General features: G+C 70.9%; 25 protein-coding genes. 10 read left to right on the forward strand and 15 right to left on the reverse strand.

Translation table 11 applies throughout. From position 1 onward, the window contains the following. Nucleotides 1–130: 130 nt before the first annotated feature. Genes ACFYOP_RS05415 through ACFYOP_RS05430 form a run of 4 tightly spaced genes read right to left on the reverse strand, consistent with a single transcriptional unit; the run spans nucleotide 131 to nucleotide 3,813 of the window. Nucleotides 131–802 carry a response regulator transcription factor gene (locus ACFYOP_RS05415; RefSeq protein WP_356898642.1) on the reverse strand — a complete coding sequence of 224 codons (672 nt, stop codon included), beginning with the start codon at nucleotides 800–802 and terminating at the stop codon, nucleotides 131–133. Beyond that, entirely contained in the window at nucleotides 799–2,082 is a 1,284-nt protein-coding gene (locus ACFYOP_RS05420) for a histidine kinase (RefSeq protein WP_356898643.1), read from the reverse strand. The genes ACFYOP_RS05415 and ACFYOP_RS05420 overlap by 4 nt, the downstream gene beginning before the upstream one ends. 25 nt (nucleotides 2,083–2,107) lie before the next feature. Further along, on the reverse strand, nucleotides 2,108–2,878 hold the full coding sequence (locus tag ACFYOP_RS05425) for an ABC transporter permease (protein WP_356898644.1): 771 nt from the start codon (nucleotides 2,876–2,878) through the stop codon (nucleotides 2,108–2,110). Beyond that, the gene (locus ACFYOP_RS05430) at nucleotides 2,875–3,813 is read right to left on the reverse strand and encodes an ATP-binding cassette domain-containing protein (RefSeq protein ID WP_356898645.1); all 939 of its coding nucleotides are present in this window, start codon (nucleotides 3,811–3,813) and stop codon (nucleotides 2,875–2,877) included. Before ACFYOP_RS05430 ends, ACFYOP_RS05425 begins: the two co-directional genes overlap by 4 nt. Before the next feature lie 132 nt (nucleotides 3,814–3,945). On the opposite strand from ACFYOP_RS05430, the gene ACFYOP_RS05435 reads away from it, so the two are divergent. Further along, nucleotides 3,946–4,497, forward strand: a complete 552-nt coding sequence (locus ACFYOP_RS05435) for a GNAT family N-acetyltransferase (RefSeq protein ID WP_356898646.1) — start codon at nucleotides 3,946–3,948, stop codon at nucleotides 4,495–4,497. A gap of 28 nt (nucleotides 4,498–4,525) precedes the next feature. On the opposite strand, the gene ACFYOP_RS05440 is transcribed toward ACFYOP_RS05435, so the two are convergent. From ACFYOP_RS05440 to ACFYOP_RS05480, 9 genes are all read right to left on the reverse strand, one after another. Next, the gene (locus ACFYOP_RS05440; protein ID WP_356898647.1) at nucleotides 4,526–6,034 is read right to left on the reverse strand and encodes a type VI secretion protein; all 1,509 of its coding nucleotides are present in this window, start codon (nucleotides 6,032–6,034) and stop codon (nucleotides 4,526–4,528) included. A gap of 1 nt (nucleotide 6,035) precedes the next feature. Beyond that, on the reverse strand, nucleotides 6,036–7,448 hold the full coding sequence (locus tag ACFYOP_RS05445) for an ATP-binding protein (RefSeq protein WP_356898648.1): 1,413 nt from the start codon (nucleotides 7,446–7,448) through the stop codon (nucleotides 6,036–6,038). An 11-nt stretch (nucleotides 7,449–7,459) separates the two neighbouring features. Then, entirely contained in the window at nucleotides 7,460–9,016 is a 1,557-nt protein-coding gene (locus ACFYOP_RS05450) for an SCO6880 family protein (protein WP_356898649.1), read from the reverse strand. Next, entirely contained in the window at nucleotides 9,013–10,314 is a 1,302-nt protein-coding gene (locus ACFYOP_RS05455) for a hypothetical protein (RefSeq protein WP_356898650.1), read from the reverse strand. The genes ACFYOP_RS05450 and ACFYOP_RS05455 overlap by 4 nt, the downstream gene beginning before the upstream one ends. Further along, nucleotides 10,304–11,161 (reverse strand): hypothetical protein, encoded by an 858-nt coding sequence (locus ACFYOP_RS05460; protein WP_356898651.1) that lies wholly within the window; start codon nucleotides 11,159–11,161, stop codon nucleotides 10,304–10,306. Before ACFYOP_RS05460 ends, ACFYOP_RS05455 begins: the two co-directional genes overlap by 11 nt. A gap of 129 nt (nucleotides 11,162–11,290) precedes the next feature. Beyond that, a complete protein-coding gene (locus ACFYOP_RS05465; RefSeq protein ID WP_005315450.1) occupies nucleotides 11,291–11,599 on the reverse strand; it encodes a hypothetical protein in 309 nt (102 codons plus the stop codon). 352 nt (nucleotides 11,600–11,951) lie between these two features. Further along, a complete protein-coding gene (locus tag ACFYOP_RS05470; RefSeq protein ID WP_356898652.1) occupies nucleotides 11,952–12,104 on the reverse strand; it encodes a hypothetical protein in 153 nt (50 codons plus the stop codon). Between the two features lie 722 nt (nucleotides 12,105–12,826). Beyond that, nucleotides 12,827–13,156, reverse strand: coding sequence for a DUF397 domain-containing protein (locus tag ACFYOP_RS05475; protein WP_356898653.1), 330 nt, complete (start codon nucleotides 13,154–13,156; stop codon nucleotides 12,827–12,829). Nucleotides 13,157–13,167: 11 nt separating this feature from the next. Continuing rightward, nucleotides 13,168–14,019, reverse strand: coding sequence for a helix-turn-helix transcriptional regulator (locus ACFYOP_RS05480; RefSeq protein WP_356898654.1), 852 nt, complete (start codon nucleotides 14,017–14,019; stop codon nucleotides 13,168–13,170). Nucleotides 14,020–14,213: 194 nt separating this feature from the next. Between ACFYOP_RS05480 and ACFYOP_RS05485 the strand changes: the two genes are divergently transcribed. The 5 genes from ACFYOP_RS05485 (at nucleotide 14,214) to ACFYOP_RS05505 (ending at nucleotide 18,313) form a co-directional block, all read left to right on the forward strand. After that, nucleotides 14,214–14,624: an ATP-binding protein gene (locus ACFYOP_RS05485; protein ID WP_356898655.1), complete on the forward strand. Its 411-nt coding sequence runs from the start codon at nucleotides 14,214–14,216 to the stop codon at nucleotides 14,622–14,624. Between the two features lie 47 nt (nucleotides 14,625–14,671). Continuing rightward, entirely contained in the window at nucleotides 14,672–15,199 is a 528-nt protein-coding gene (locus ACFYOP_RS05490; RefSeq protein ID WP_356898656.1) for a Uma2 family endonuclease, read from the forward strand. Nucleotides 15,200–15,368: 169 nt separating this feature from the next. After that, nucleotides 15,369–16,175, forward strand: a complete 807-nt coding sequence (locus tag ACFYOP_RS05495) for an SAM-dependent methyltransferase (RefSeq protein WP_356898657.1) — start codon at nucleotides 15,369–15,371, stop codon at nucleotides 16,173–16,175. A gap of 125 nt (nucleotides 16,176–16,300) precedes the next feature. Next, entirely contained in the window at nucleotides 16,301–17,323 is a 1,023-nt protein-coding gene (locus ACFYOP_RS05500; protein WP_356898658.1) for a bifunctional lytic transglycosylase/C40 family peptidase, read from the forward strand. A gap of 273 nt (nucleotides 17,324–17,596) precedes the next feature. After that, a complete protein-coding gene (locus ACFYOP_RS05505) occupies nucleotides 17,597–18,313 on the forward strand; it encodes a phosphatase PAP2 family protein (RefSeq protein WP_356898659.1) in 717 nt (238 codons plus the stop codon). A gap of 282 nt (nucleotides 18,314–18,595) precedes the next feature. Here ACFYOP_RS05505 and ACFYOP_RS05510 read toward each other — a convergent pair whose 3' ends face one another. Next, nucleotides 18,596–20,155: an FAD-binding oxidoreductase gene (locus tag ACFYOP_RS05510; protein WP_356898720.1), complete on the reverse strand. Its 1,560-nt coding sequence runs from the start codon at nucleotides 20,153–20,155 to the stop codon at nucleotides 18,596–18,598. A 410-nt stretch (nucleotides 20,156–20,565) separates the two neighbouring features. Here ACFYOP_RS05510 and ACFYOP_RS05515 point away from each other — a divergent pair, with 410 nt between their 5' ends. Further along, nucleotides 20,566–21,402 (forward strand): hypothetical protein, encoded by an 837-nt coding sequence (locus ACFYOP_RS05515; RefSeq protein WP_356898660.1) that lies wholly within the window; start codon nucleotides 20,566–20,568, stop codon nucleotides 21,400–21,402. Nucleotides 21,403–21,537: 135 nt separating this feature from the next. Beyond that, nucleotides 21,538–21,861, forward strand: a complete 324-nt coding sequence (locus ACFYOP_RS05520; RefSeq protein WP_356898725.1) for a hypothetical protein — start codon at nucleotides 21,538–21,540, stop codon at nucleotides 21,859–21,861. Between the two features lie 91 nt (nucleotides 21,862–21,952). On the opposite strand, the gene ACFYOP_RS05525 is transcribed toward ACFYOP_RS05520, so the two are convergent. Beyond that, nucleotides 21,953–22,297 carry a metal-sensitive transcriptional regulator gene (locus tag ACFYOP_RS05525; protein WP_356898661.1) on the reverse strand — a complete coding sequence of 115 codons (345 nt, stop codon included), beginning with the start codon at nucleotides 22,295–22,297 and terminating at the stop codon, nucleotides 21,953–21,955. Nucleotides 22,298–22,493: 196 nt separating this feature from the next. Here ACFYOP_RS05525 and ACFYOP_RS05530 point away from each other — a divergent pair, with 196 nt between their 5' ends. Continuing rightward, entirely contained in the window at nucleotides 22,494–23,114 is a 621-nt protein-coding gene (locus ACFYOP_RS05530) for a DUF47 domain-containing protein (RefSeq protein WP_147987079.1), read from the forward strand. Nucleotides 23,115–23,119: 5 nt separating this feature from the next. After that, on the forward strand, nucleotides 23,120–24,118 hold the full coding sequence (locus tag ACFYOP_RS05535) for an inorganic phosphate transporter (RefSeq protein WP_356898662.1): 999 nt from the start codon (nucleotides 23,120–23,122) through the stop codon (nucleotides 24,116–24,118). The last annotated feature ends 255 nt before the right edge of the window (nucleotides 24,119–24,373 follow it).

Here is a 24,373-nt window from a genome sequence, read left to right on the forward strand (position 1 = left end):
GTACTGCAGGGGGGACCCTGTGGGAGAGTAGGACGCCGCCGAACAATTATTGTGGGAAGGCCCCGCACCTCTGGTGCGGGGCTTTTCTGCGTTCCGGACCCATTCACGACCGGACCGATTCCGGGCCCGTTCACGACGGATTCACCAGCCTGGTGTCGTACGCGAGAATGACGGCCTGGACCCGGTCCCTCGCGCCCGTCTTCGCCAGGATGCGGCTCACATGCGTCTTCACCGTCGATTCGGCGAGATGCAGCCGCGCCGCGATCTCGGTGTTCGTCCAGCCCTGGCCGATGACCGTCAGGATCTCCCGCTCCCGCTCGGTCAGCCGCGCCAGACGCTCGTCCGGAGCCGTCGGGCCCACACCGTCCCCCGTCTCGGGCAGATGCTGCACATAGGTGTCGAGAAGTCTGCGTGTGAGGCTCGGTGCGACGACCGCGTCTCCGGCCGCCACCGCGCGGATGCCGTAGAGGAGCTCCTCCGGCATCGCGTCCTTGACGAGGAAGCCGCTCGCGCCGGCCCGCAGCCCGTTGTACGCGTACTCGTCGAGGTCGAACGTCGTCACGATCAGGACGCGGGTGCGGGCGCCGGAGGCGACGATGCGGCGAGTCGCCTCGATACCGTCGAGGCCGGGCATCCGGATGTCCATCAGGACGACGTCGGGGCGGTGTTCGCCCGCCGCGCGGACGGCCTCCGTTCCGTTCCCCGCCTCGCCGACCACCGTCATGTCGTCCTGGCTCTCCAGCAGCATGCGGAAGCCGAAACGCTGCATGGGCTGGTCGTCGGCGATGAGCACGGTCGTCACTGGTCGATGTCCTTCGGGAGAGTGAGACGGACGCGCCAGCCGCCACCGGGCCGGCGCAGCGGGCCGGCCTCAAGTGTGCCGCCGTACAGGGCGGTTCGTTCCCGCATTCCTGTCAGACCGCGGCCCGCGCCCGCGGAACTGGACGGGGCGTCGCCGGTGTCCGTGACCGTGACGGTGACTCCGTCGGCCGCGTGCCGCACGTCGACCGTGGCCGTGGCGTCCGGACCGCCGTGTTTCATGGTGTTGGTCAGGGCCTCCTGGACGACCCGGAACACCGTCAACTGCTGGCCCGCCGACAAGGTTTCGGGGGCCTTGCCGACGGTGAGGGCGACCGGCAGTCCTGCTCGCGAGACCCCCTCGACCAGCCGGTCCAGGTCGGTCAGGCCGGGCTGTGGCGCGAGCTTCGCGACGGGCCGGGACTCGGCCTCGTCACGAAGTACGTCGAGCAGTCGGCGCAGTTCCGTCAGCGCCTGGCGGCTGGTGGTGCCGATGGCGTCGAGCGCCTGGGCGGCGCGCTCCGGGGAGCCGGCGGCCGCGTAGGCGCCGCCGTCGGCGAGGCCGGTGATGACGGACAGGTTGTGGCCGATGATGTCGTGCATCTCCCGTGCGATACGGGCCCGTTCCGCGGCCGCCGCCAGCTGCGCCTGCTGGTCCCGTTCCACCTCGAGCTGCCGTGCCCGCTCCACCAGGGACGCCAGATACTCCTTGCGGGAGCGGACCACCAGTCCCGACAGCGCGACCAGGGCGAAGCTGTAGAGCATCGGCACGAACTGCTGGTCCCAGCTGCCCACCGGGTAGACCGTGGCCCCTACCGCCAGCGGCACGAGCACCGTGCCGAACGACCACACCAGGGTCCGCAGCGGCAGCCGCAGCGCGATGTTGTAGACGGCGATCATCTGCAGGAACGACGCCTGGAGATGTGCCCCGCTCGCGGCGTTTACCAGTGAGAACGGCAGCATCACCAGCAGCACGGCGAGCGGGTGACCGCGCCGCCACAGCAGCGGGACCGAGAAGCCCAGGCTCATCAGAACGACGAGCCAGAGCGGCACCTCGTCGTTGAAGGCGACGTTTCGCCAGCCGCCCGCCGCGTCCACCAGTGCGGCGAACGCGACCATGCCGGTGAGATGCAGGTCCCACAGCAGCGGGCGGCGGCGATCGAGGGAGCGTATCCGCTCGGTGAGGTGGTGCAGCCGGCCGGTGAGCGGCCGGGCCCCCGTCGACCAGCCCTGCTGCGCGGGGCGGGCCGACGACTGGTCGTTCTGCTGCTGGGCGATGCGCACCCCCACATCCTCGTACACGACGGTCTCAGACGTCCCGGCGCTTGAGCGTCGCACCCGCGAGGGCCAGCGTCGCAGCCGCCCACAGCGTCAGGGCCAGCAGCGCTCCGCCCGGCGATGCCGCCCCGGGGACGGGCTCCGCCGACATCAGGGACTCCAGGGCCTTCGCCGGGAAGTACTCCACGGCGTCCGCCGCGATGTCGTACGGAAGCATGCCCATCACCTCCGGCAGGATCATGACGCCGCCGATGAACACCCCGATCGCGCCCGGGACGGACCGCACGAGCGCGCCCAGCCCGAGGGCGATCAGCCCGAGCAGCGTGAGCCCGGCCGAGCTGCCCAACAGGGCCCTGACCACGCCAGGATCGCCGAGCGACGCCTCCTGGTCGGTGCCGGCGAAGAAGAGCTGCGCCGCCGGGAAGGTGACGAAGGCCGTGAGGAGCGTGATGGCGAGGGTGACCGCGCCGAAGACCGCCGCCTTGGACCACAGGACCGGCAGCCTGCGGGGCACCGTGGTCATCGAGGCGCGGATCATGCCCGTCGAGTACTCGCCGGCGGTGACGAGGATGCCGAGCACGGCGAAGGCGATCTGCGCGAACTGGACGCCGATGAGCGTCAGTACGACGACGTCCACGTCGCCGTCGCCGCCGCCCGTCTCGTACGTGGCGCCCATCAGCAGGCCGATGCCCAGGGTCAGGACGCCGGCCGTCAGAAGTGTGATCCACGTCGAGCGCAGCGTCCACAGCTTGTGCCACTCGGCACGCAGCACCCGCTTCGGGGTCAGGGCGTACGCGTTCATGCCGCAGCTCCTTCGAGGGGGGTGGTCTGGTACTCGACCGCGTCGTGCGTGAGGTCCATGAAAGCCTGCTCCAGCGAGGCGGTGACCGGGGTGAGTTCGTACAGCGGGATGCCGTGCGCGGCGGCGGTGCGGCCGACGGTCTCGCTGTCCGTGCCGCGTACCAGCAGTTCGCCGGGGGCGGTCCGTTCCAGGTCGATGCCCGGGCCGTCCAGCAGGGTGACCAGCGTGGCCGCTTCCGGCGAGACCACCTTCACGGCGCTCGCGCCGGAGTCCCGTACGAACGCCTCCACGGTCGTGTCGGCGAGCAGCCGGCCGCGGCCGATGATGACGAGGTGGTCGGCGGTGAGGGCCATCTCGCTCATGAGGTGGGACGAGACGAGCACGGTACGGCCCTCCGCGGCCAGGGACTTCAGGAGCGTCCTGATCCACAGGACGCCTTCCGGGTCGAGGCCGTTGACGGGTTCGTCGAGGATGAGGGTCGCCGGGTCGCCGAGCAGGGCGGCGGCGATGCCGAGACGCTGGCCCATGCCGAGGCTGAAGCCCTTGACCCGGCGTCCCGCCACATCGGTGAGGCCGGTCAGGGCGATGACCTCGTCGACGCGGGAGCGCGGGATGCCGTGGGTGTGGGCGAGGGCGAGCAGGTGGTTCCTTGCGGTGCGCCCGGGGTGGATCGAGCGGGCCTCCAGCAGGGCGCCGACCTCGGTGAGGGGCGCCGGGTGGGCCGCGTAGGGCCGGCCGCCGATCGTGGCGCGTCCGCGGGTGGGCGCGTCGAGGCCGAGGAGCATGCGCATGGTGGTGGACTTGCCGGCACCGTTCGGTCCCAGGAAGCCCGTCACGGAGCCGGGCCTGACGCTGAAGGTGAGGTCCTGTACGACGGTCTTGGCGCCGTAGCGTTTGGTGAGGTGGACGGCTTCGATGCCGTGTGGCCTGGTCATGACGTCGACGCTACGGAGGCGGCCGGGGCCGGGCGTCCGACCGTGGGCGGCAGTCGGGGAGCGGGCGTAGTACCGGGGTACGACGGGAAAATGGCGTTGCTCAGGAGTGCTGGCCGACGCCAGTATCGGGGGATGGAATACGTCATCCGGCGCGTGCGTGCCGAGGAGTGGGCCAAGGCCCGTGACCTGCGGCTCGACGCCCTTCAGGACCCGCTCGCCCCCATAGCCTTCTACGAGTCGTACGAGCAGGCGCTGGAGCGGCCCGACTCGTTCTGGCAGGAGCGCACGGCGAGTGCCGCCGCGGGGGTGGACGTCGTCCAGTTCGTGGCCGAGGCGCCGGACGGCCGGTGGGACGGTACGGCGAGTGTGCTGGTCGAGCACGAGGGCAGCGCGTTGATCGGCAGGCCGGCCCCGGTCGAGCAGACGCACGTGGTGGGCGTGTTCGTACGGCAGGAGGCGCGGGGCAGCGGGCTGGCGGAGGCGCTGTTCCGTGGGGCGCTGGAGTGGTCGTGGGCCCTGGACTCGCCGCCTGTGGAGCGGGTGCGGCTGCTGTTCCACTCGGACAACGCCAGGGCCGCCGCGCTCTACCGCAAGGTCGGCTTCGTACCGAGCGGCGTGAGTGCGCCGGTGCCGGACGACGAGAGGGCGTCGGAGTACGAGATCCGGCGTCCGTCCCAGGACTGACGGGCGCTCAACGCCTGAGACGCAGAGGTCAGGACTGGGGCAGGGGGGCGGTCCAGCGGGCGCGGGCCTGTTCGGGGGAGCGGAGCAGGGCGAGCGCCGGCATGCCCAGGACATCTCCGGTGGCCAGCAGTTCGGGGAGTCCGGGGAACGGGGCGACGGCCGCGACGTCGTCCAGCACGAGGGTCATTGGTGGGTCGAGCCGACCGTCGGATGACCGTGCGGCCATGCGGCGGCCGTGCTCGACCACGTCTGCGGCGAGTGCCGTGAGGAGCGGCATCGCGCCGGGGTGGGTGCGTGGATCTTCGATCGGTTCACCCACGACATAAAGCGTGCCCGCTTCGTTCACGAATGATTCCAGGGCGAGCAGATCCGTTCGATTCGCGGTGCACGCCTCGCGGATGTGGACGGAGGAGAGCGCCGACAGCGCGCGTGCGGTCAACTCCTGGGCGATCTCGCGCCGTTCCGGATGGGCGGTGAGCGCCGACTCGAGCAACCCCGCGAGCCCGCCGGCGGCCTTCGGGTGGGTGCGGAGGATGCGTACGGGCTCGTGGGCGCCGCTGCCCTGCGCCCAGCGGTGGACCTGGCGGAACGGGCGTCCGTCCACGGCCGCGGCGTGCAGCCAGCAGCGCATGAGTGTTTCCGCGGTGTCCGCCACGGCGGCGTCGATGAGCGCCCGGGGGCGTACGGGCGCGAGAAGCGCGCCGGCGCGGGCGGCGGCCGTACGGTCGTCCTCGCAGTGGGCCGTGGGGGACCAGTGCAGCCGGGCGGGGGTGTCGCACAGGTGCCCCGGGTCGTAGACCAGTACGGGCCCGAGCTTGGCCCGCGCGTCCTTGGTCTCGGCCCACACGGCGGGGTCGGAGGTCACGACGAGCGCCGGGCCCTCGGCGTCGAAGAGCGCCTGCACGGCGGTGGGCCGCCGGCCGGCGGGATCGGCGTACAGGACACGGGGGGTTCGGGCACGGGGCGCCGGGACGGCGGGCGGCGGGGCGAGGGGCGGCGTCTCAAGGGCCGCGTCCGCAACGGGGGCGGGCGCGGGCTGCGGTACCGGCTGTACGGGGGCCTCCGGTACGGCCACCTCCTGTACGGGCGGCTCCGGCGCGCGCTCCGGGCTCCGTACGCGCCGGGGCTCACGCGCCTCGGCGCGTCCCGGGCCACGCGCCTCGGCACGCGCCGCCGCCCGTACCGCGCGCCAGCGCGCCACCGTGCCCAGCGTGAACACCGTCAGCACGATCAGCACCATGAGCTGCCCGATGAGCAGCCCCCAGAACAGCCCGTACCCGGAGAGCTCGCCCGGCGGCGTGGCGGGCCAGGCGGCGGCCAGGTCCTGCGGGGCGCCGGCGAGTGAGCGTACGGCCGCCGGGGTGTTGGTGAAGGTGACCCCGGAGGGCCAGGAGCCGTGCGTGAACAGACCGGCGAGGCCCGTCGCCGACCAGACGAGCAGCGTCAGGCCGAGGAGGAAGGCCAGCAGCCCGACCAGCAGACCGTCGGGCACGCCTCCCGCACGCCGCGCCTGGCCCTCACGGCCGCCCTCGTACATCTCACGCCACCGTCGACTCTGACGACTCGCCGAGCTGCTGCTGCTCGATGAGCCGCGCGCGCTGTTCCGCCTCCCACTCCGCGGCCTGAACGTGCTCCGGTACCGCGGGGACCGAGGACTCCGTCATGGCGCGGTCGGTGAAGACCAGGGGCCGTTCCGCCTCGGTGATCAGGTGCTTGACCACCTGGACGTTTCCGTTGACGTCCCACACGGCGATACCGGGCGTCAGCGTCGGGATGATCTCCACGGCCCAGCGTGGCAGCCCCAGCACCTTTCCGGTGGCCCGTGCCTCGTCGGCCTTCTGGGCGTAGATCGTGCGCGTCGAGGCCATCTTGAGGATCGCCGCTGCTTCTTTCGCCGCCGCCCCGTCGACCACGTCGCTCAGGTGGTGGACCACCGCCACGAACGACAGGCCGAGCCGCCGCCCGAACTTGAGCAGCCGCTGGAAGAGCTGGGCGACGAACGGGCTGTTGATGATGTGCCACGCCTCCTCCACCAGGAAGATGCGCTTCTTGCGGTCGGGGCGGATCCAGGTGTGCTCCAGCCAGACGCCGACGATCGCCATCAGGATGGGCATCGCGATGGAGTTGCGGTCGATGTGCGACAGGTCGAAGACGATCAGCGGCGCGTCGAGGTCGATGCCGACGGTGGTCGGTCCGTCGAACATGCCGCGCAGGTCGCCGTCGACGAGCCGGTCCAGGACCAGCGCCACGTCGAGGCCCCAGGCGCGGACGTCGTCTATGTCGACGTTCATGGCCTCCGCGGACTCCGGCTTCGGGTGCCGGAGCTGCTCCACGATGTCGGTGAGGACCGGCTGCCGGTCGGTGATGCTCGTGTTGACGTACGCGTGCGCCACCTTGAGCGCGAAGCCGGCCCGCTCGTCGAGGCCGTGCCCCATGGCGACCTCGATGATCGTGCGGAGCAGCGCCAGTTGGCCGGTCGTGGTGATCGACGGGTCGAGCGGGTTGAGGCGGATGCCGCCGTCGAGGGCGGTCATCGGGTCGAGGCGGATGGGGGTGATCCCCAGCTCCTGCGCGATGAGGTTCCACTCGCCGGCGCCGTCCTCGCCCTGGGCGTCGAGCACCACGACCTGGCGGTCGCGGAAGCGCAACTGCCGGAGCACGTATGTCTTCTCGAGGGCGGACTTGCCGTTGCCGGACTCGCCGAGGACGAGCCAGTGGGGAGCGGGGAGCTGCTGACCGTACAGCTGGAAGGGGTCGTAGATGTAGCCCTTGCCGCTGTAGACCTCGCGGCCGATGATCACACCCGAGTCGCCGAGGCCGGGCGCGGCGGTCGGCAGGTAGACGGCCTGGGCCTGGCCCGTCGACGTACGGACGGGCTGACGGGTGGTCTCCACCTTCCCGAAGAGGAAGGAGGTGAAGGCATCCGTGAGGACGGACAGCGGATCTCGCATCACACGGGCCCCTATCGGCGGATGCCGGTCGCGAACGGCAGGGTGTTCACAAAGGCCCTGTGGTGCTCGCGGTCGCACCACTCCAGCTTCAGGTACGACTTGCCGGCGGAGGCCCTGATCGTGCGCTTGTCCCTGGCCAGGGCCTCGGGGGAGCGCGACGACACAGTGATGTACCCGACGAGGTTGACCCCCGCCGCACCGCTCGCGAGATCTTCACCCCGCTGGTCGAGCCGGCCGTGCGCGGCGATGTCGCGCGGGTCGATGGTCCGGTTCATCTTGGCGGCGCGGCTGGCGTCCGCCTCGTCGTTGGTCTTCTCGGTCAGCATCCGCTCGATGGCGACCTCGGTCGGCTCGAGGTCCATGGTGACCGCGACCGTGCGGATCACGTCCGGGGTGTGGACCAGCAGCGGGGCGAGGAAGTTGACGCCGACGGGCGTCATCGGCCACTCCTTGACCCACGCGGTCGAGTGGCACCAGGGAGCCCGGGTCGACGACTCGCGTGTCTTCGCCTGGAGATAGGTCGGCTCGACGGCGTCCAGCTCGGCCGGCCAGGCGTTCCGCTTCGTCATCGCCTGGATGTGGTCGATGGGGTGGTCCGGGTCGTACATGGAGTGCAGGAGCGACGCGAGGCGGGACTGGCCGAGCGGCTGCCGCACCCGGATGTCCGCCTCCGCCAGCCGGGCGCAGATGTCGGTGAGTTCACGGGCCATGACGACGGCGAGACCGGCGTCCTTGTCGAGCCGTCGCGCCCCGGACGCCGCCTTGGCGGCGCGGGCCATGGTGTGCGCCTCCGCGGCCAGTTCGCGCGAGTAGTGCATGCACGCCACCAGGTAGGCGCGGTGCTGCTCGCTGGAGGTCGACACCATGGACTGGAGCTGGTCGTACGACTCCTTGAGCCAGCCGGGGGCCGTCCGGTCGCCGCGCTGGGCGACGTCCTTGGCGTGGGCGTCCGGGTCGGCGGGCAGCGTACGGGCCAGCATCTGAATCCGCGTCACGAAGCCGTCGCCGTTGGCTACATGCTTCAGGAGCGTGCCGAAACGGTCGACCAGGGCCTCCTGGTCCTCGCTGTCCCGCAGGCCCACGCCGGGGCCCTCGATCTCGATCGCGGCGGTCACGGTCCGGCGGTCGGCGTGCAGCAGCACGGCGATCTCGTCGGGGCCGAACGGCGCGGCGAGCCAGTTGATGCGCCCGATCCCCGGCGGCGGCCCGACCTCGACCTCCCGGCCGTCGAGCCGGGTACCCGCCTCGACGGCGCCCGAACGGTAGAGGGTGCCGCCGTTGCGCAGGGACCGCTTGTAGCTGCGGTTGATTTCGAACCATTTGTAGAAGGTGCGCTGCTGGTACGGGACGTAGACGGCGGCGAGCGCCAGCATCGGGAAGCCCATCAGCAGCACGATGCGCAGTGACAGGACGGGGACCAGCAGCCCGCTCATCATGCCGAGGAACGCGCCGGCGATGATCAGCGCGATCTCGCCGGTCTCACGGTTCTTGCCGATGACCGCGTTCGGCCGGGCCCGGCCGATGAGGTACGTGCGGCGGGGCGTGATCGGATGGGACTGGGTCGTCAACGCCGGCCACCTCCTGTGCTGTTGCGATTGCCGTGCGGGGTCCCGCTGGTCGGACTGCTGTTACGGGGCGCGGGCGCCGCGCCCGCCGCCCCGTCCGACCCACGGCTGCCGTGGGCCGCCATGCCGCCGGAGGCGGGGTTGGCGGGGCGGGGGCTGCTGCCGCCGCCGTCGCCGGTGTTCTGGTTGCCGCGGGTGCTGTGGGTCTTGATGCCCTGGGACACGAGCGCCGCGGGGGAGCTGATGACGGCCGCCGCCTTGTTCTCGGCGCCGTTCTGGATGCGGTTGTTGCGGGAGGAGGCGATCTCGTCGCCGAAACCGGGGACGAAGCGGTAGATCATCGCGGACGCGAAGATGGCGAGCAGGATGATCGCCAGTCCCGACACGACGGCGGAGAAGGAGTCCGGCCCGTCGTCGGCGGACAGCGCGCCCGCGAGGCCCAGCACGATCACGATCACCGGCTTGACCAGGATGATCGCGATCATGATCCCGGCCCAGCGGCGGACGTGGCCCCACATGTTCTTGTCGACGAGGCCCGCGTACACGACGACGCCGAGCAGCGCGCCGACGTAGAGGAGCACCGCGCGGATGAACAGCTCGAGGTAGAGCACGCCGGCGGCGAGGATCGTGACCAGCGAGACGACGATCAGCATGATCGGCCCGCCGCCGATGTCGTCGCCCTTGGCGAGCGCCTTGGAGAAGTTCCCGAAGAACATGTCCGTCTGCTGCGCCGTACCGCCCGCGATGACCTCGGTGACGCTGTCGGTGACGGACACCAGCGTGAAGAGGATCAGGGGCGTGAAGGCGGACGCGAGCACGCTGAGCCAGAGGAACCCGACGGCCTCCGAGACCGCGGTCATGAGCGGCACGCCCCGGACGGCCCGCTTGGCGACGGCCAGCAGCCACAGGAGCAGCGTGAGGATGGAGGCGGCGGCGAAGACGATGGCGTAGTGCGCGAGGAACGTCAGGTTCGTGAAGTCGACGGTGGCCGTCGACTCGACGGCCTCGGACAACTTCCCGATCGTCCACGACGCGGCATCGGCGCAGCCGCGCGCGAGCGACGACAGCGGATCGAGCGCGGCCCCGGGGTCGGCGTCGAGGCCCGACCGGCCGGGGGTGGAGGCGCCTTCGCCGTCTTCGCAGTAGTCGCGGGCGGGGCCGACGATGAGGTCGCACTTGTCCTCGTCGGACGGAGTGGGCGTCGGTTCGGCAAAGGCTCTCGTCGCTCCCACGAACACCGCTGCCTGCACAGCGGCAAGCGCCGAGGCGACAGTGAATGCGCGGCGCGGGCTACCGGGCATAGGTGAACCCTCCGTACTGCTCGACTGCCTTGGCGATTTCGTCGGCGCTGGACGCTGTACGGTCAGCGTTCACCGGTGCGGGGCCGTCCTTCTGGGAGAAGCTTGCGACCTTCCAGTCCGTGTCGGCCCACCGCAGCTCCAGAGTCATGGTGAACCAATCGTTGGTCACCGGGTTCGTGGAGCTGACCCCCGCGGTACCGAACACGCCTGTGCACCACACTTCGACGGTTGCGCTGGTGCCGGCGTACTTGGTGACCTTGGTTCCGACGGGCGCGGTGCGCGACACATAGGTCATGCCGGGAGCGGCGTTGCCGTTCGCGTCGAGACCGAGCTTGTCCAGGAACGTCTTGTCGTAGGCTCGATCGAGCTTGCCTTCGAGTTCCTGGACCTTGTCCGCGACGAACAGTTGCCGCACGATGTCGCTTCGCCGGTCGGGCTTGAGGATTTCCGCCGAGACGAGCGCCACCGCGTAATTCGCGGCTGCGCTCTGCGCCCCCTGCTGGTCCTGCGCGTACCCCGTCGGGATGCCGCCGGTGTCGCCCTTGACCGGGCGGACGCCCGAAGGAGCCGTCGGCTGGGCCGCCGGCTCCTTCGCGCTGCCCGGCGCGTCGTCGTCGCCTCCGCCACCCCGGTTGGCGAAGGCGATCGCCGCGATCAGCAGCACCACCACGCCCACCACGGTGATGAGTGAGCGGGAGCCACTGCGCGCCGGGCGGCGCGCGCCTCCGTAGATGTCCGCGTCGCCGCTGCCCGGGAGACGGGTACGGGTCTGGCCCGAGCCGCCGAAGCCCTCGCTCGTACGGCCGCCCGGCTCGCCGCCGTAGCCGTGATCGTCGCCGAGGCTCATGTCGCCCAGGCCCCCTCAACCAGTGGTGGACGTACTGCTTGCCGCGCGGACATGCTGTGGTGACTCGACATCAGGGAGACGCAACCTCGAAGGGTGGGCCCGGGGCGAGCCCGGAGGACTGACGGACGCTTAGACAGCCATCCCGTAGACGATGGTGAACAAGGTCCCCAGCGACCCGATGATGAAGACGCCGGTCAGGCCGGCGACGATCAGGCCCTTGCCCTGTTCGGCACTGAACGTGTCGCGCAGCGCCGTCGCGCCGATGCGCTGCTTGGCCGCTCCCCAGATCGCGATGCCGAGGCAGAGGAGGATGGCAATGGCCATCACGACCTCGATCATCACCCGAGCCTCGTTGCCCAGGCTTCCGAACGGCCCCCAGTTCGGGGCGATTCCGCCGATGATGGTGGTGATGTCGCCCTTTTCCGCTGCCAGGATCATGTAACTCACCGCCCCTGTTGGGTTGTTAGCCGCCCGCGCCCCTCGGCACAGGCCCTTGGTTCTATCTTCGCTGATGAAACCGCCCGCGTATGCCGACTTGGAGGGTCTCTTTACCCGATCTCCGCACGTATGACCGAACCAGCCGCCCTGACCTGCGGCGGCGCGGTTCGGGTCGGTGCGACTGTCTGCATGGTCACTCTGTGTATCACGGAGGGTGACCTCGGGCAACGACTGTCGTTGTTCCACCTTTGGGGTGGTTCGTCCTGGGTGGGCGTGTGGGGGTACGACGAAGGCGGTGCGGGTCCGAGACCGGACCCGCACCGCCTTGGTTCTTCTGCCTGGCCCTGTCGGGTCAGCCGCTGACCACCATGTAGCCGAGGAGGCCCAGGGCGACGGCGAGCAGTACGACAAAGGTCAGCGTTGCGATCATGCCGCCGGAGTCACCCTTGCGGCGGCCCGGCTTCTCCCCGTTGCGTGCGTCCTTCGTGTCGGCTGTGTCCGTCACGCTCGCAGCGTTCTTCACGTGGTGCTCCTGTGGTGCTGTGTTGCCGGCCCCTGCCGTGGTCAACGGAAGGGGATGGGGCTGGGGGTCGACTTCAGCCTTCTGGGCTGTGTGACACAGAGTAGCGGACAGAGGTCCAGACCAGTTTCGGGGGTACGGCTCCGGGGCGCGGCCCGGTTGTCCGGTTGGTGCAGGGCCGCCCTCTTGGTCTTGATGGTGCGCGGGGCCGTGTCGGGCGTCCAGGGCGCTCGGTCGTTCCTCCCTCGCGTCGCCTGCGGCGATTGCGCTTCGCTCCACCCTGGACTCCCGCCCCGTCCCCGCTGGTGACGCTCTTGGGAGGGCGGCCGGGGGGAGGGGTCCCGAGGTGGGGTCGTGGCCGGGGCCGGTTCCCGGCCTGCGGGCCGGTGGGCCCTGCGGGGCGCGGTGGTGGTGCGGGGCGGCCGGGCGCCGGCTCGGCGGCGAGCGGTAACCGTTCGGCGCAGGCTCATGCCCCGCTGGTCCCTGTCCGTTGGAGTGGGGGCGTGGCCAGGGAGGTCGGGGGCGGCTTGCCGAAGTTGTGAGCGGTTACGGACACCCTTGCAGCGCGAATCGGGCGTCGAAGTGGCCCTAACCGCTGGCAACTTGAACATGGGGGCGATTCACCCCTTTTGTGACCGTGGCCCTGACGGTGACCAGCGAGGCATGAGCCCCGGCCAATCGGCCCCACGCCGCGCCTGCGGGCGTGGTCAGGCCGGGACGCGTGGCTGGCGGCCGAAGTGGTCGAACTCGCCGGCTCGTACGCCGAGCACGAACGCGTCCCACTTCTCGGGCGTCGTCGTGACGACCCCGCCGACGCGGACCCCGTCGGGGGTGCGGGTGACGGCTATGTCCGGGCTCGGGGTGCCGGTCTTGAGCGCGTGGGTCAGGGCCGCGAAGGCGGCGGGGGTGGTGCGGAGTATGAGCCCGTCCGGATCGCTGCTCTCGGTCACGCTGACCGAGCCGCTTTCGGCGGCGACGTGTACGCAGGACTCGCCTTCGCCGCAGTACGACGACTTCTGCCAGCTGTCTACAAGCACATCCGGTCCCTTCACAGGCTCTTGGCGATGGTGTGGATGAGGTTCGCGGAGGCGGCCGCGCCCAGTGCGAGGCTCTCCAGCCGTGCGAAGACCTGGCGGTACTTGTCGAGCTGCGCCTCTGCGTCCAGGAGGACGATCCCGTGCGCCTGGTCCAGTTGGACCGTGTCCAACTGCGGCACCGGGCCGTGTACGTAGTAGAGCGGCTGGCCGGAACCCGGGAACGCGCCTGCCTCGAAGGGGAGGACCAGGATCGTGATGTGGGCATGTTGCCCCATGTCCAAGAGGTGCTGGAGTTGACGACCGGCCACGGAAGGTCCGCCGAATCTCATCCGCAGGGCGGCCTCGTGGATGATCGCCTGGTATGGCGCGGCGTCCTCCCGGAAGAGCACCGTCTGACGCTTCATGCGGAACGACAGGCGGTGTTCCACGTCCGGCGGCGGCAGGGAAGGCACCACCTGGCGCATGACCTCAAGGGTGTGTTCCCGGGTCTGGAGGAGGCCGGGGATGCCGGAGGTGTGCGCGGTGCGCAACCGCTGTCCGTGGTGCTCAAGTTCGGCCAGGTCCAGTAGTCCGCTGGAGAGGATCTCGCGGTACTCCTCCCACCAGCCGCGTCTACGGTCCCCGGTCATGGCCGCGAGGGCCTCTGTCAGGTCGGCGTTCGAGCACTCGTAGAGGCAGGTCAAGGTACGTACCCGTGCAGCGCTGACGCCGTAACGGCCGGCTTCGATGTTGCTGATCCGCGCTTGGTTGCCGCCCAGCAGGGCGGCGGCCTGCGTCGCGGTGAGGCCCGCCCGCTCGCGCAGCTTGCGGAGCTCGGCACCGAGCCGCTGACGGCGGGCGGTTGGAGTGGAGCTCGGCGTCATCAACTCTCCCGGACAGTGTCACCCACACGAGGGCAACTGGAATTGATTCGGTGGATTTCATGGAATGCATTCCATGAAGCACCCTACGGTGTCTCTCAGGCCACCCGCCTGGAAGAACCCCGCTCGACGGAGCGACCTGGTCACCGGGCAACCACCACCGCAGCCTCAACGCGACCTCCGACGAGGGGACTTCCATGACCACCGTAGCCCCGCCCTGGACCTACGCCCTTCAACTGCCGCAGGATCCCCGGGCGCCCGGCATCGCCCGGCACATTCTGCGGGCGGTCCTCCACGCCCACCACCTCGCCGGTCTCGCGGAGACCGCGGAGTTGCTCGCCTCCGAGCTCGTGACCAACGCGCTCGTGCACACCGAAGGCCCGTACGGCCTCCGGCTGCGCGCGCCCGAACGGGGGCGGCTGCGGCTCGGGGTGTGGGACTCGAACCCCGATGTGCCGCCGCCCTTCGAGGGACTGCCGCGCCGACCCGGGCCGGAGGCGCCGGGCGGGCGCGGGCTCTGCCTCGTCGCCGTGTGCGCGGACGCGTGGGGCGCGACGCGGCTGCCGCAGGGCAAGCTGCTCTGGGTCGAGCTGGGCGGTGCCCGTTGACGCGGCGCGGCCTGCTCGGACGCGTCCTGCCGCGCAGCCCGCGCGACGTGGCGCGCCTGATCTCCCGGGCCACGGACTTACGCGTGGAGATCCTCGCCGGCAGCCTCGTGCTGTCGCGCACCGACTGCGCGACCCGTGCGGCCGTCGTACGGCACCTGGTCACCGGGATCGCCCCGTACGCCACCGTCGTCGAAGCCCCGTCCGTACGGATGCCGATGGACCTCGACGACTTCGCCGTGCCGGACGTCGTCGCCCTGGGCGACGGCGTGGACGCCGCCGACCGGACCGTACGCACGCGGGACGTCGCACTCGCCGTCGAGGTCGTGCCCCGGCAGGAGAAGGCACGGGCGCTCGGCAGTAAGCCCGACTGGTACGCGGTCGCCTACGTGCCCGCCCTCCTGGTCGTCGATCCCCGCCACGGCACCTGGGCTCTGCACACCGCACCCGACGGGGCCCGCTACCGGCACACGCTGCCCGGCACGTACGGCGAGGCCGTCCCGCTTCCCGAGCCGTCGGTGTTCGACCTCGCCACGGGGGCGCTTCCCGTGTACGGGGAGGCCGGACGGGCCGATTGAACAGGCTGGGCGGGACGCGGGGTGGCGCGTACGACCTGTGCCATCAGGGCCGCGACGAGGCGGAACGCGCCCACGGTCGTCCGGACCACCCCGTACGAGCCGAAGGCGGCAGGCTGAGCCGAGGGCTGAACCCTGTTGCTGGGCGGAGGAGTTGACTACGGTTCCGACCGTGACTGACCATGCGCAGATCCATGACCGGATCGACACCACCCGCCCGCACACCGCCCGGATCTGGAACTACTGGACCGGCGGCAAGGACAACTACCCGGTCGACCAGGAGGCCGGCGACCAGATCCGGGCGCTGCACCCCGGCATCGGCGACTACGCGCTCGCCGACCGGCGATTCCTCGGCCGGGCCGTGCGCCATATGGCTACCGAGGCGGGCATTCGGCAGTTCCTCGACATCGGTACCGGACTGCCGAGCGCGGACAACACTCACGAGGTGGCGCAGCGCATCCGGCCCGACGCCCGCATCGTGTACGTGGACAACGATCCGTTGGTCCTCGTCCACGCGCGGGCGCTGCTCACCGGCACGCTCGAGGGCCGGACGGACTATCTGGACGCGGACCTGCGAGACACCGACGCGATCCTGGAGCAGGCGGCGCAGACGCTCGACTTCTCCGAGCCGGTCGCGCTGATGCTGCTCGGCGTCGTCATCTTCGTCGAGGACGACGAGGAGTCGTACGCCGTGGTGCGACGGCTCATGGACGCGCTGCCGTCCGGGAGCCATCTCGCGCTGTCGCACACGATCACCAGCCCGACGATGCCGGACGTGGACGCGGCGGTCGCCTTCTGGAACGAGCACGGCACTCCCCGGCTCACCCAGCGGACGCCGGAGCAGGTGCGGCGCTACTTCGACGGGCTGGAGCTGCTGGAGCCGGGCGTCGTCTCGTGCAACCGCTGGCGGGCCGACGAGAAGAACCAGTCGGCCCCGGCGGAAGTGGCGATGTACGGCGGAGTGGCCCGCAAGGCCTGAGGCCGGGGGCGCGGGGGCGGCCCGGCGGCGCGCGGGTCCGCTCCCGGTGAGCGCCTCCACGGGAGGAGGGCCGCCGCCTACACTGACGTTCGGGTGGACTACCAGGCGTCGAGAGGCGGTTGACGGTGCGTAAGGCGTGGCTGGTCGCTGGGCTCTCGGTCGGGTTCTGTCTGTGCTTCGTCGCGCTGCTCGTCGTGGGGACGTACTCCGCCGCCGCCGGGCTTCTCGGCGGGAACGGGAAGAGCGGGGCCGTGGGGCTGGCGAAGGGGGCCGTGCCCGCGAAGTACCAGTCGCTGGTGCAGACATGGGGGAACCTCTGTCCGGCCATCAACCCCGCGCTGCTCGCCGCCCAGCTGTACCAGGAGAGCGGCTGGAACCCGAGGGCGCAGAGTCATGCCGCGGCGCAGGGCATCGCGCAGTTCATCCCGGGCACCTGGGCGACGCACGGCATCGACGGGGACAAGGACGGCGACCGGGACGTGTGGGACCCGGCCGACGCGATTCCGTCGGCGGCTTCGTACGACTGTGAACTGGCTGGATATGTTCGCAAGGCGCCGGGTGATCCGACCGACAACATGCTTGCCGCGTACAACGCGGGCGCGTATGCGGTCATCAAGTACGGCGGTGTTCCTCCGTACCGCGAGACGCAGAACTACGTGAAGGTCATCCGGACGCTCGCGAAGAGCTTCGCCAAGCCGGTGGGGCGGGTCGAGCCGTCGCGGCAGGCGGCCGGGGCCATCTACTTCGCGCAGCAGAAGCTGGGCACCAAGTATCTGTGGGGCGGGAACGGGACGCCCGAGCAGGACGGGCGGTTCGACTGCTCCGGACTGACGCAGGCGGCCTACCGCACGGTGGGGATCGAGCTGCCGCGGGTGGCGAACGATCAGTACAACGCGGGGCCGCACCCGTCCCGTGACGAGCTGCTGCCGGGCGATCTGGTCTTCTTCTCCGACGATCTGACCAACTCCCGCGCCATCCGGCACGTCGGGCTGTACGTCGGCGGCGGGTACATGATCAACGCCCCGTACACGGGCGCCGTGATCCGGTTCGACAAGATCGACACGCCCGACTACTTCGGCGCGACCCGGGTGACCGAGGACGGCGCGCGGGCACTGCCGACGGACCTGCCGAAGGCTCCGGAAGCGTGAGTTGCCGGAGGGAGAGTGGCCGGAAAGCGACTCTCGCCGCAGGGCTCTGAGCTGCGACGGGGTTACCTCCCATGCGAAGCTCTGGGGGAGTGTCACCCTTCGATAACGTGATCGTGTTCGTTCGGTGGAGAGGGGAACGTGGCCACCGATCACGTCGTTCCCTGTGCAGAACAGGCCGCACTGACCATGCAGCAGACACCGCACCACCACGGGGGTTGATGAGCGGCGCACAGGCAGGTGCGCCGGCAAGCACAAGGCAAGGGGCCGTGGCAGATGGCTGGACTCGCAGCAGACGGGCTGAACCCGGATGTAGGCCTGCTCTACGACATCAACGGCCTCGCCAAGGGCGCGCCCACCTGGTTCGACCGCATCATGGAGTTCGTCGGCGAGTACGGGACCATGTTCGCCATGGTGCTGGTGGTGCTCTGGTGCTGGTGGAGCGTGCGCCGGCGCGGCACCCCGGAGGAGTCGGTGTCCGCGGTCGCCGGACTGATCTGGGCCCCGCTCGCGGCCGGGATCGCGCTGTTGATCAACATTCCCATCCGGGGCTTCGTGGAGCGACCCCGTCCGTTCCTCGACCATGCGGGCCTCGAGGTCCTCGTCGAGGGAAAGACGGACTACTCGTTCGTGAGCGACCACTCGACGCTGGCCATGGCGATCGCCGCCGGGCTCTTCGTGGCGCACCGTAGATTCGGGCTCGCCGCTCTCGGCCTCGCGGTCGTCGCGGGCTTCTGTCGCGTCTACATGGGCGTGCACTACCCGACCGACGTCATCGGCGGGTTCGCGCTCGGCACGGCGGTGGCCCTGCTGCTCGCGCCGCTCGCCCTCGCGCTGCTCACCCCGCTGGTGTCGGCGATCGCGGCCTCGCGCCCCTTCGGGTGGGTCGTACGGTCGAAGCACGCCCCGGCCGGCGCCGCGCTGCGGGCGGAGAACCTGGGCGTTCCGGAGCCGAGGGCCGAGGGCCACGGCGAGAACGGCCTCGCCGCCTGACCTGCGGCGACGGACGCGTCCCACGTCCACGCGCCGGTCCCGCGTCCACGCGCCGGTCCCGCGACCACGGACCTGTTCCGCCTCCGCCCGGTCCCGCCTCGGTCCCGGTCCCCGTGTGTCCGCAGGCGTGGCGCGTCAGTCCTCGATGACCGGGCGGACCGGTGAGGGGAACGGGTCCGGGCGGCCGGGTCCAGTGGTTCCGGTTCCCCGAGGTGATGCACACGTTCTCCGTGCCCAGGGAATCGCCGCGCGGGGCTCGGCCGCCGTCCGCGGGGGCCGGCGTCACAGCGCCTGCGGGTGGTCGAAGAGGCGGTCGGGGTCGTAGCGGTGCTTCAGGCGGGTGAGGCGGTCGAGGGCCGGGCCGTAGTAGGCGCGGCGCCAGTCGGCCAGGTTCGGGTCGGCGTAGTTCTGGTACGCCGCGCCCGACGCGTACCGGCGCATCGACGCGTGGGTGTCCTTCAGCCACGCCTGCTGGGCGGCTCCCGCCGTGCCCGGACGCCAGGCGGCGATGTACTGGGCCAGCATCCGGGAACGCCGGTGCACGAACGACGTCGCCACCGGGTCGACCCGGTTGATCGCGCCGCCGAGGGCGGTGAGCGCGATCGAACCGCCGCCGCCGCTCGCGTCGGACGGGATGCGGGTGAACGCCTCCGCCGCCGCGATCAGGGCGCGGCGCCCGCCCTCCGGTATGTCGCGGTCGTAGAAGTCCGAGGCCGACGCGTACGTCTCCCGGGGCAGCGCGCCCTCGCGGCCGCGGCCGGGGGTGGTGCCCGGCAGGCGGCACTGCTCCTCGGTGAGGGAGAGGCAGTTCGCGTAGCCGAGCATGGCGTCGCGGTAGCTGCGCGGGCGCAGCGCGACGGAGGCCGCGGAGGAGCCGGCCGCGTCCGCGAGCCGGTCGAGCGCGTTGCGCAGGTCGCTCTCGGAGCCGAGGGTGAAGGCGGTGACGGACAGGGTGGGCCGGGAGCCGCCGGGGCCGGCGGCGAGGTGGAGCGACGACCAGATCTCGTCCGGCTGGTCGGGCGCCCAGCGCTGCCAGGCGGCGAGCACCGGCTCCGCCTTCCGCCACGGCCAGTTGAGGAACGCGGAGACGGTGTCGGGCGTGGGGTGCGTACGGAAGCGGAAGCCGGTCACGACGCCGAAGTTGCCGTTGCCCGCGCCGCGCAGGGCCCAGAAGAGGTCCTTGTTCTCGTCCGCGCTCGTGGTCAGCCGTTTGCCGTCGGCGGTGACGATGGTCGCCTCGGTCAGGCTGTCGCAGGTCAGCCCGTAGGCGCGGGAGGTGACGCCGTGACCGCCGCCGAGCGCGAGGCCGGAGACGCCCACGGTGGGGCAGGAGCCGGCGGGGACCGTACGGCCGTGCCGGGCAAGGGTGTTGTAGACGTCCACGAGCTTGGCGCCGGCCCCGATCGTGCCGTCGGCGGCGACCCGGTCCATCGAGGACACGTCGATGACCAGGCGTCCGTTCCCGGAGGACCAGCCGCCGTAGGAATGGCCGCCGTTGCGGATCGACACCGGCGTGCCGTGCGCCTTCGCGTAGGCGAGGCACTCGCGCACGTCGTCCTCGCCCGCCACGTAGGCGACGGCCGCCGGCTTCAGTGAGTCGAAGCGCGTGTTGTACAGCTGCCGGGCGCTCGCGTAGTCCGCGTCCCCGGGGCGGATCAGCCGGCCGTCGAGACTGCGGGCGAGAGCGGCCCAGTCGGCGGCGGCGGTCGTGCCGGCGGACGGTGCCGGCCGGGTGGGGGTGGGGGTACGCGGCGGGGCGCCGTCCTCCTGGCCCGTGCAGCTCGCGGTGGCGGCGCTCGCGGCGAGGGCGACGGCGGTGGTCAGCAGTGACCGCCGGTCCAGTTCCATGGAACCTCCTGTGGAACGAGACGGCCACGGTGGCCGGCGGGTTCCCGTCGCGGGCTGCTCGCCGGGGTGCGGCGGGTCATGGCGCCGAGGCGTGCGACCTGGCGTCCGTACGGGCCTTGTCGCGGGACCGCCTCGCCGGTCCCGACCAGCCACAACTGCAGCGGGCGATGGCGAAGGACCCGCGCTCGACGGTCGTGGTCACGTGCGTTTCCGGATCACCGGTCGAGAGGTCCTGCTGGGGCACAGGACAAAGGTACTGCGGTGGCAGTGGCAGTAAACCCCGGGTGGTCGGCGTGACGGCGTGCCCGGGCCGTCGTTATGCGAATGGGTGTCCCAGGCCCCCAGGGCCGAAGGGCGGTGAGTCCCGTATCAAGCAGCGGTCCGGCGTTGGGGGTTGGCAGGCGATGGTGGTGCAGCACAGGCGCAGGGGCGGGGCGGTCGCCGTCGTGACCGCCGTGGCGGTGGCCGCGGCCGCCGGATGCTCCGGCCCAGGCGCCGCGGCCGTGGACGGTGAGGGCGGCGGAGTCCGGCCCGGCGGCTCGGCCGACGAGGTGCGCAGGGCCGCGGACACGCTGGCGGGGGCCCGCAGCGCCAAGGCGCGTACGTCGATGGAGATGGCGTCCGGCGGCACGCGGATCACCATCCGCGGCGAGGGCGGGTACGACTTCGCACGGGGCATGGGCAGCCTGAAGGTCGTCCTGCCGCCGGACGCCGCCGGTGCGGAGGAGCACGAGCCGATCACCGAACTGCTGACGCCGGGCGCCCTCTATATGAAGAACCGGGGCGCGGGCGTGCCCGCCGACAAGTGGGTCCGCGTCGACACGACCACGCTGGACGACGGGAACCTGGTCACCGGCGGGGCGACCGATCCGCTGGCCGCCGCGGAACTGCTGCGCGGCGCGGACGGGGTGCGGTACGTCGGGGACGTGGAGCTGTCGGGGGTGACGGTGCGGCACTTCAGCGGCACGACCGACATCGGGCGGGCGGCGCTGGCCGCGGCTCCGCATACGAAGGCGTCACTGACCGCGGCGGCGAAAGGGTTCGCCCAGGACGTGGTTCCGTTCGACGCCTATCTGGACGAGGCGGGCAGGCTCCGCAAGGTGCGGCACCGCTTCACCTTCGCCAACGAGGGCCGGACGGTCGACGTCACATCGACCACGGTCCTCTTCGACTTCGGGACCAGGGTGGTCGTCCGGCTTCCGGACAAGCGGGACATCTACACCGGAAAGGTCGAGCTCTGAGCGGACGGTCCGGGATGCCCGGAGGGGGCCTGGGCCGGGAGAGTCAGAATCCAAATGGTCCGGACGTGCCATGCGCGGGGCGTGCGCCGCTCTTTACGCTAGGAGACCGACATCGGCCGGAAGAGGTGATTGCACGTGGCTCCGCCCAGTACGACCACCGTCCAGGAAGACCACGTGGCCCTCGCCGAGATCGAACTGTGCGGTGAGCTGATGATCGCCGCGTCGGCCGCGGTCGGGGAGCGGCTCAGTCCGGACCGTATCGACGAGGTCCTGATGGTGACGGCGGACCGCATCGACCGTGACCGTATCGACCGCGCGGACCGTGCCGACCGTACGGACCGCACCGTGCGCGCCGACCGCCCGGAGCTGCCGTCGCCCAGGCCGCCGTCGTCGAGAGTGACCGCCTCCCGGTCGCCGGGTCCCGGGATCAAGCAGCCGTCCGGCCGCCGAAGAGCCTGACCGGCCCCCGGGGCCCCGACCGGCGAGATCAAGCCACCGGCGCGCGACGGCCCGCAGGTCGTCCGGAGGCGACCCGTGCGGGCCGGCGCGATCAGGTGCGCAGCAGGCGGGCGATGGCCTTCGTGGCTTCCTCCACCTTCGCGTCGACCTCTTCGCCGCCCTTGACCGCCGCGGCCGCGACGCAGTGCCGCAGGTGCTCCTCCAGCAGCTGGAGCGCGAAGGACTGCAGGGCCTTGGTGGAAGCCGAGACCTGGGTGAGTATGTCGATGCAGTACACGTCCTCGTCGACCATCCGCTGCAGCCCGCGGATCTGGCCCTCGATCCGCCGCAGGCGCTTGAGGTGCTCGTCCTTCTGCTTGTGGTACCCGTGGATACCGCGGTCGTGGTCGGTCTCGTGCTCCGTGACCGGAAGGCCGGCCGCCTCGGTGGTCGTCATCGCGTCCTCCCGTTGTCCAGAAAGGGGTGTATACCCCTCGTGGGTATATGGTAACGAATCGTGCGGAAAGTGGTGGGGGTCCCGTGCTGATCTTCTTGCCGCATGGGCGACACTGGGATACTGCCTGCCGTTAGCCGTGGCCGGATGATGCGCCTAGCATCAGCCTGACCGAATCCCAGCACCCCGAGGACCCCACGTGCGATTTCGTCTGACCCCCAGGGAGACGAGCTTCTACGACATGTTCGCCGCCTCCGCGGACAACATCGTCACGGGCTCGAAGCTCCTGATGGAACTGCTCGGGGCGGAGTCCTCCGCCAGGGCCGAGATCGCGGAGCGGATGCGGGCGGCGGAGCATGCGGGTGACGACGCTACCCACGCGATCTTCCATCAGCTGAACTCCTCGTTCATCACGCCCTTCGACCGCGAGGACATCTACTCCCTCGCATCGTCCCTCGACGACATCATGGACTTCATGGAGGAGGCCGTCGACCTGGTCGTCCTCTACAACGTCGAAGAACTGCCCAAGGGCGTCGAGCAGCAGATCGAGGTCCTGGCGCGGGCCGCGGAGCTGACCGCCGAGGCCATGCCGCATCTGCGCACCATGGACAACCTCACCGAGTACTGGATCGAGGTCAACCGGCTGGAGAACCAGGCTGACCAGATCCACCGCAAGCTGCTCGCCCACCTCTTCAACGGCAAGTACGACGCCATCGAGGTCCTCAAGCTCAAGCAGATCGTCGATGTGCTCGAGGAGGCCGCGGACGCGTTCGAGCACGTCGCGAACACGGTGGAGACCATCGCGGTCAAGGAGTCCTGAACCACGTGGACACCTTTGCCCTGGTCGTGACCATCGGGGTCGCGCTCTTCTTCACGTACACCAACGGCTTCCACGACTCCGCCAACGCGATCGCGACGTCCGTCTCCACACGGGCCCTGACGCCGCGCGCGGCGCTGGCCATGGCCGCGGTGATGAACCTCGCCGGCGCGTTCCTCGGGCAGGGCGTCGCCAAGACGGTCAGCGAGGGGCTCATCGCGACGCCGGTCGGCGCGCGCGGCATGGGCATCCTGTTCGCCGCGCTGGTCGGTGCGATCGTCTGGAACCTGATCACCTGGTACTTCGGCCTGCCGTCGTCCTCGTCGCACGCGCTGTTCGGCGGCATGGTCGGTGCGGCGCTGGCCGGCGGGACGGACGTCATCTGGACCGGTGTGCTCGAGAAGGTCGTCATCCCGATGTTCATCTCGCCGGTGGTCGGCCTGCTCGTCGGCTATCTGGTGATGGTCGGCATCATGTGGATCTTCCGCAAGTCCAACCCGCACAAGGCGAAGCGCGGCTTCCGTATCGCGCAGACGGTCTCGGCGGCGGGCATGGCGCTCGGGCACGGTCTGCAGGACGCGCAGAAGACCATGGGCATCGTGGTGATGGCCCTCGTCATCGCGGACGTCGAGAACGCGGGCGACCCGATCCCGACCTGGGTCAAGATCGCGTGTGCGGTGATGCTGTCGCTGGGTACGTACGCGGGCGGCTGGCGCATCATGCGGACGCTGGGCCGCAAGATCATCGAGCTGGACCCGCCGCAGGGGTTCGCGGCGGAGACGACGGGTGCGTCGATCATGTTCGGCTCGGCGTTCCTGTTCCACGCGCCGATCTCGACGACGCATGTGATCACGTCGGCGATCATGGGCGTCGGCGCGACGAAGCGGGTGAACGCGGTGCGGTGGGGGGTCGCGAAGAACATCATCATGGGGTGGTTCATCACGATGCCGGCCGCGGCGTTTGTCGCTGCGCTCAGTTATGGCGTGGTGTACGTGATCTTCGGCTGACGCCGCGGGTTGGTGCACGGCCCCTGGTGCCCTGGTGGGCGGCGGGGGCCGTTGCGTTGGGGGCGTCCGCTGCGCGGGAGCGTGTTCCCCTACCCGCCCCTTCCCGGAACCGGGGCGAGCCCCGGACCCCGGACCGCCCTCCGGGCGATGGGGCCGGGCTTCGCCCCGGCCCGGTACCGCGCTTCGCGCGGTGGCCTCAAACGCCGGCCGGGCTGGAGTGGTACCGGCTGGGTGCCGACGCGGCCCGGGGCCGAG

This window comes from Streptomyces sp. NPDC006294 (assembly GCF_042870895.1).
GTDB lineage: Bacteria > Actinomycetota > Actinomycetes > Streptomycetales > Streptomycetaceae > Streptomyces.

Excerpts from the sequence above, each read along its gene's own strand:
- ACFYOP_RS05465 (WP_005315450.1), bottom strand. The coding sequence starts at position 11,599 with ATGATCCTGGCAGCGGAAAAGGGCGACATCACCACCATCATCGGCGGA.
- ACFYOP_RS05425 (WP_356898644.1), bottom strand. The coding sequence starts at position 2,878 with ATGAACGCGTACGCCCTGACCCCGAAGCGGGTGCTGCGTGCCGAGTGG.
- ACFYOP_RS05430 (WP_356898645.1), bottom strand. The coding sequence starts at position 3,813 with ATGACCAGGCCACACGGCATCGAAGCCGTCCACCTCACCAAACGCTAC.
- ACFYOP_RS05435 (WP_356898646.1), top strand. The coding sequence starts at position 3,946 with ATGGAATACGTCATCCGGCGCGTGCGTGCCGAGGAGTGGGCCAAGGCC.
- ACFYOP_RS05505 (WP_356898659.1), top strand. The coding sequence starts at position 17,597 with ATGGCTGGACTCGCAGCAGACGGGCTGAACCCGGATGTAGGCCTGCTC.
- ACFYOP_RS05460 (WP_356898651.1), bottom strand. The coding sequence starts at position 11,161 with ATGAGCCTCGGCGACGATCACGGCTACGGCGGCGAGCCGGGCGGCCGT.
- ACFYOP_RS05440 (WP_356898647.1), bottom strand. The coding sequence starts at position 6,034 with ATGTACGAGGGCGGCCGTGAGGGCCAGGCGCGGCGTGCGGGAGGCGTG.
- ACFYOP_RS05525 (WP_356898661.1), bottom strand. The coding sequence starts at position 22,297 with ATGACGACCACCGAGGCGGCCGGCCTTCCGGTCACGGAGCACGAGACC.
- ACFYOP_RS05455 (WP_356898650.1), bottom strand. The coding sequence starts at position 10,314 with ATGCCCGGTAGCCCGCGCCGCGCATTCACTGTCGCCTCGGCGCTTGCC.
- ACFYOP_RS05485 (WP_356898655.1), top strand. The coding sequence starts at position 14,214 with ATGACCACCGTAGCCCCGCCCTGGACCTACGCCCTTCAACTGCCGCAG.
- ACFYOP_RS05480 (WP_356898654.1), bottom strand. The coding sequence starts at position 14,019 with ATGACGCCGAGCTCCACTCCAACCGCCCGCCGTCAGCGGCTCGGTGCC.
- ACFYOP_RS05515 (WP_356898660.1), top strand. The coding sequence starts at position 20,566 with ATGGTGGTGCAGCACAGGCGCAGGGGCGGGGCGGTCGCCGTCGTGACC.
- ACFYOP_RS05445 (WP_356898648.1), bottom strand. The coding sequence starts at position 7,448 with ATGCGAGATCCGCTGTCCGTCCTCACGGATGCCTTCACCTCCTTCCTC.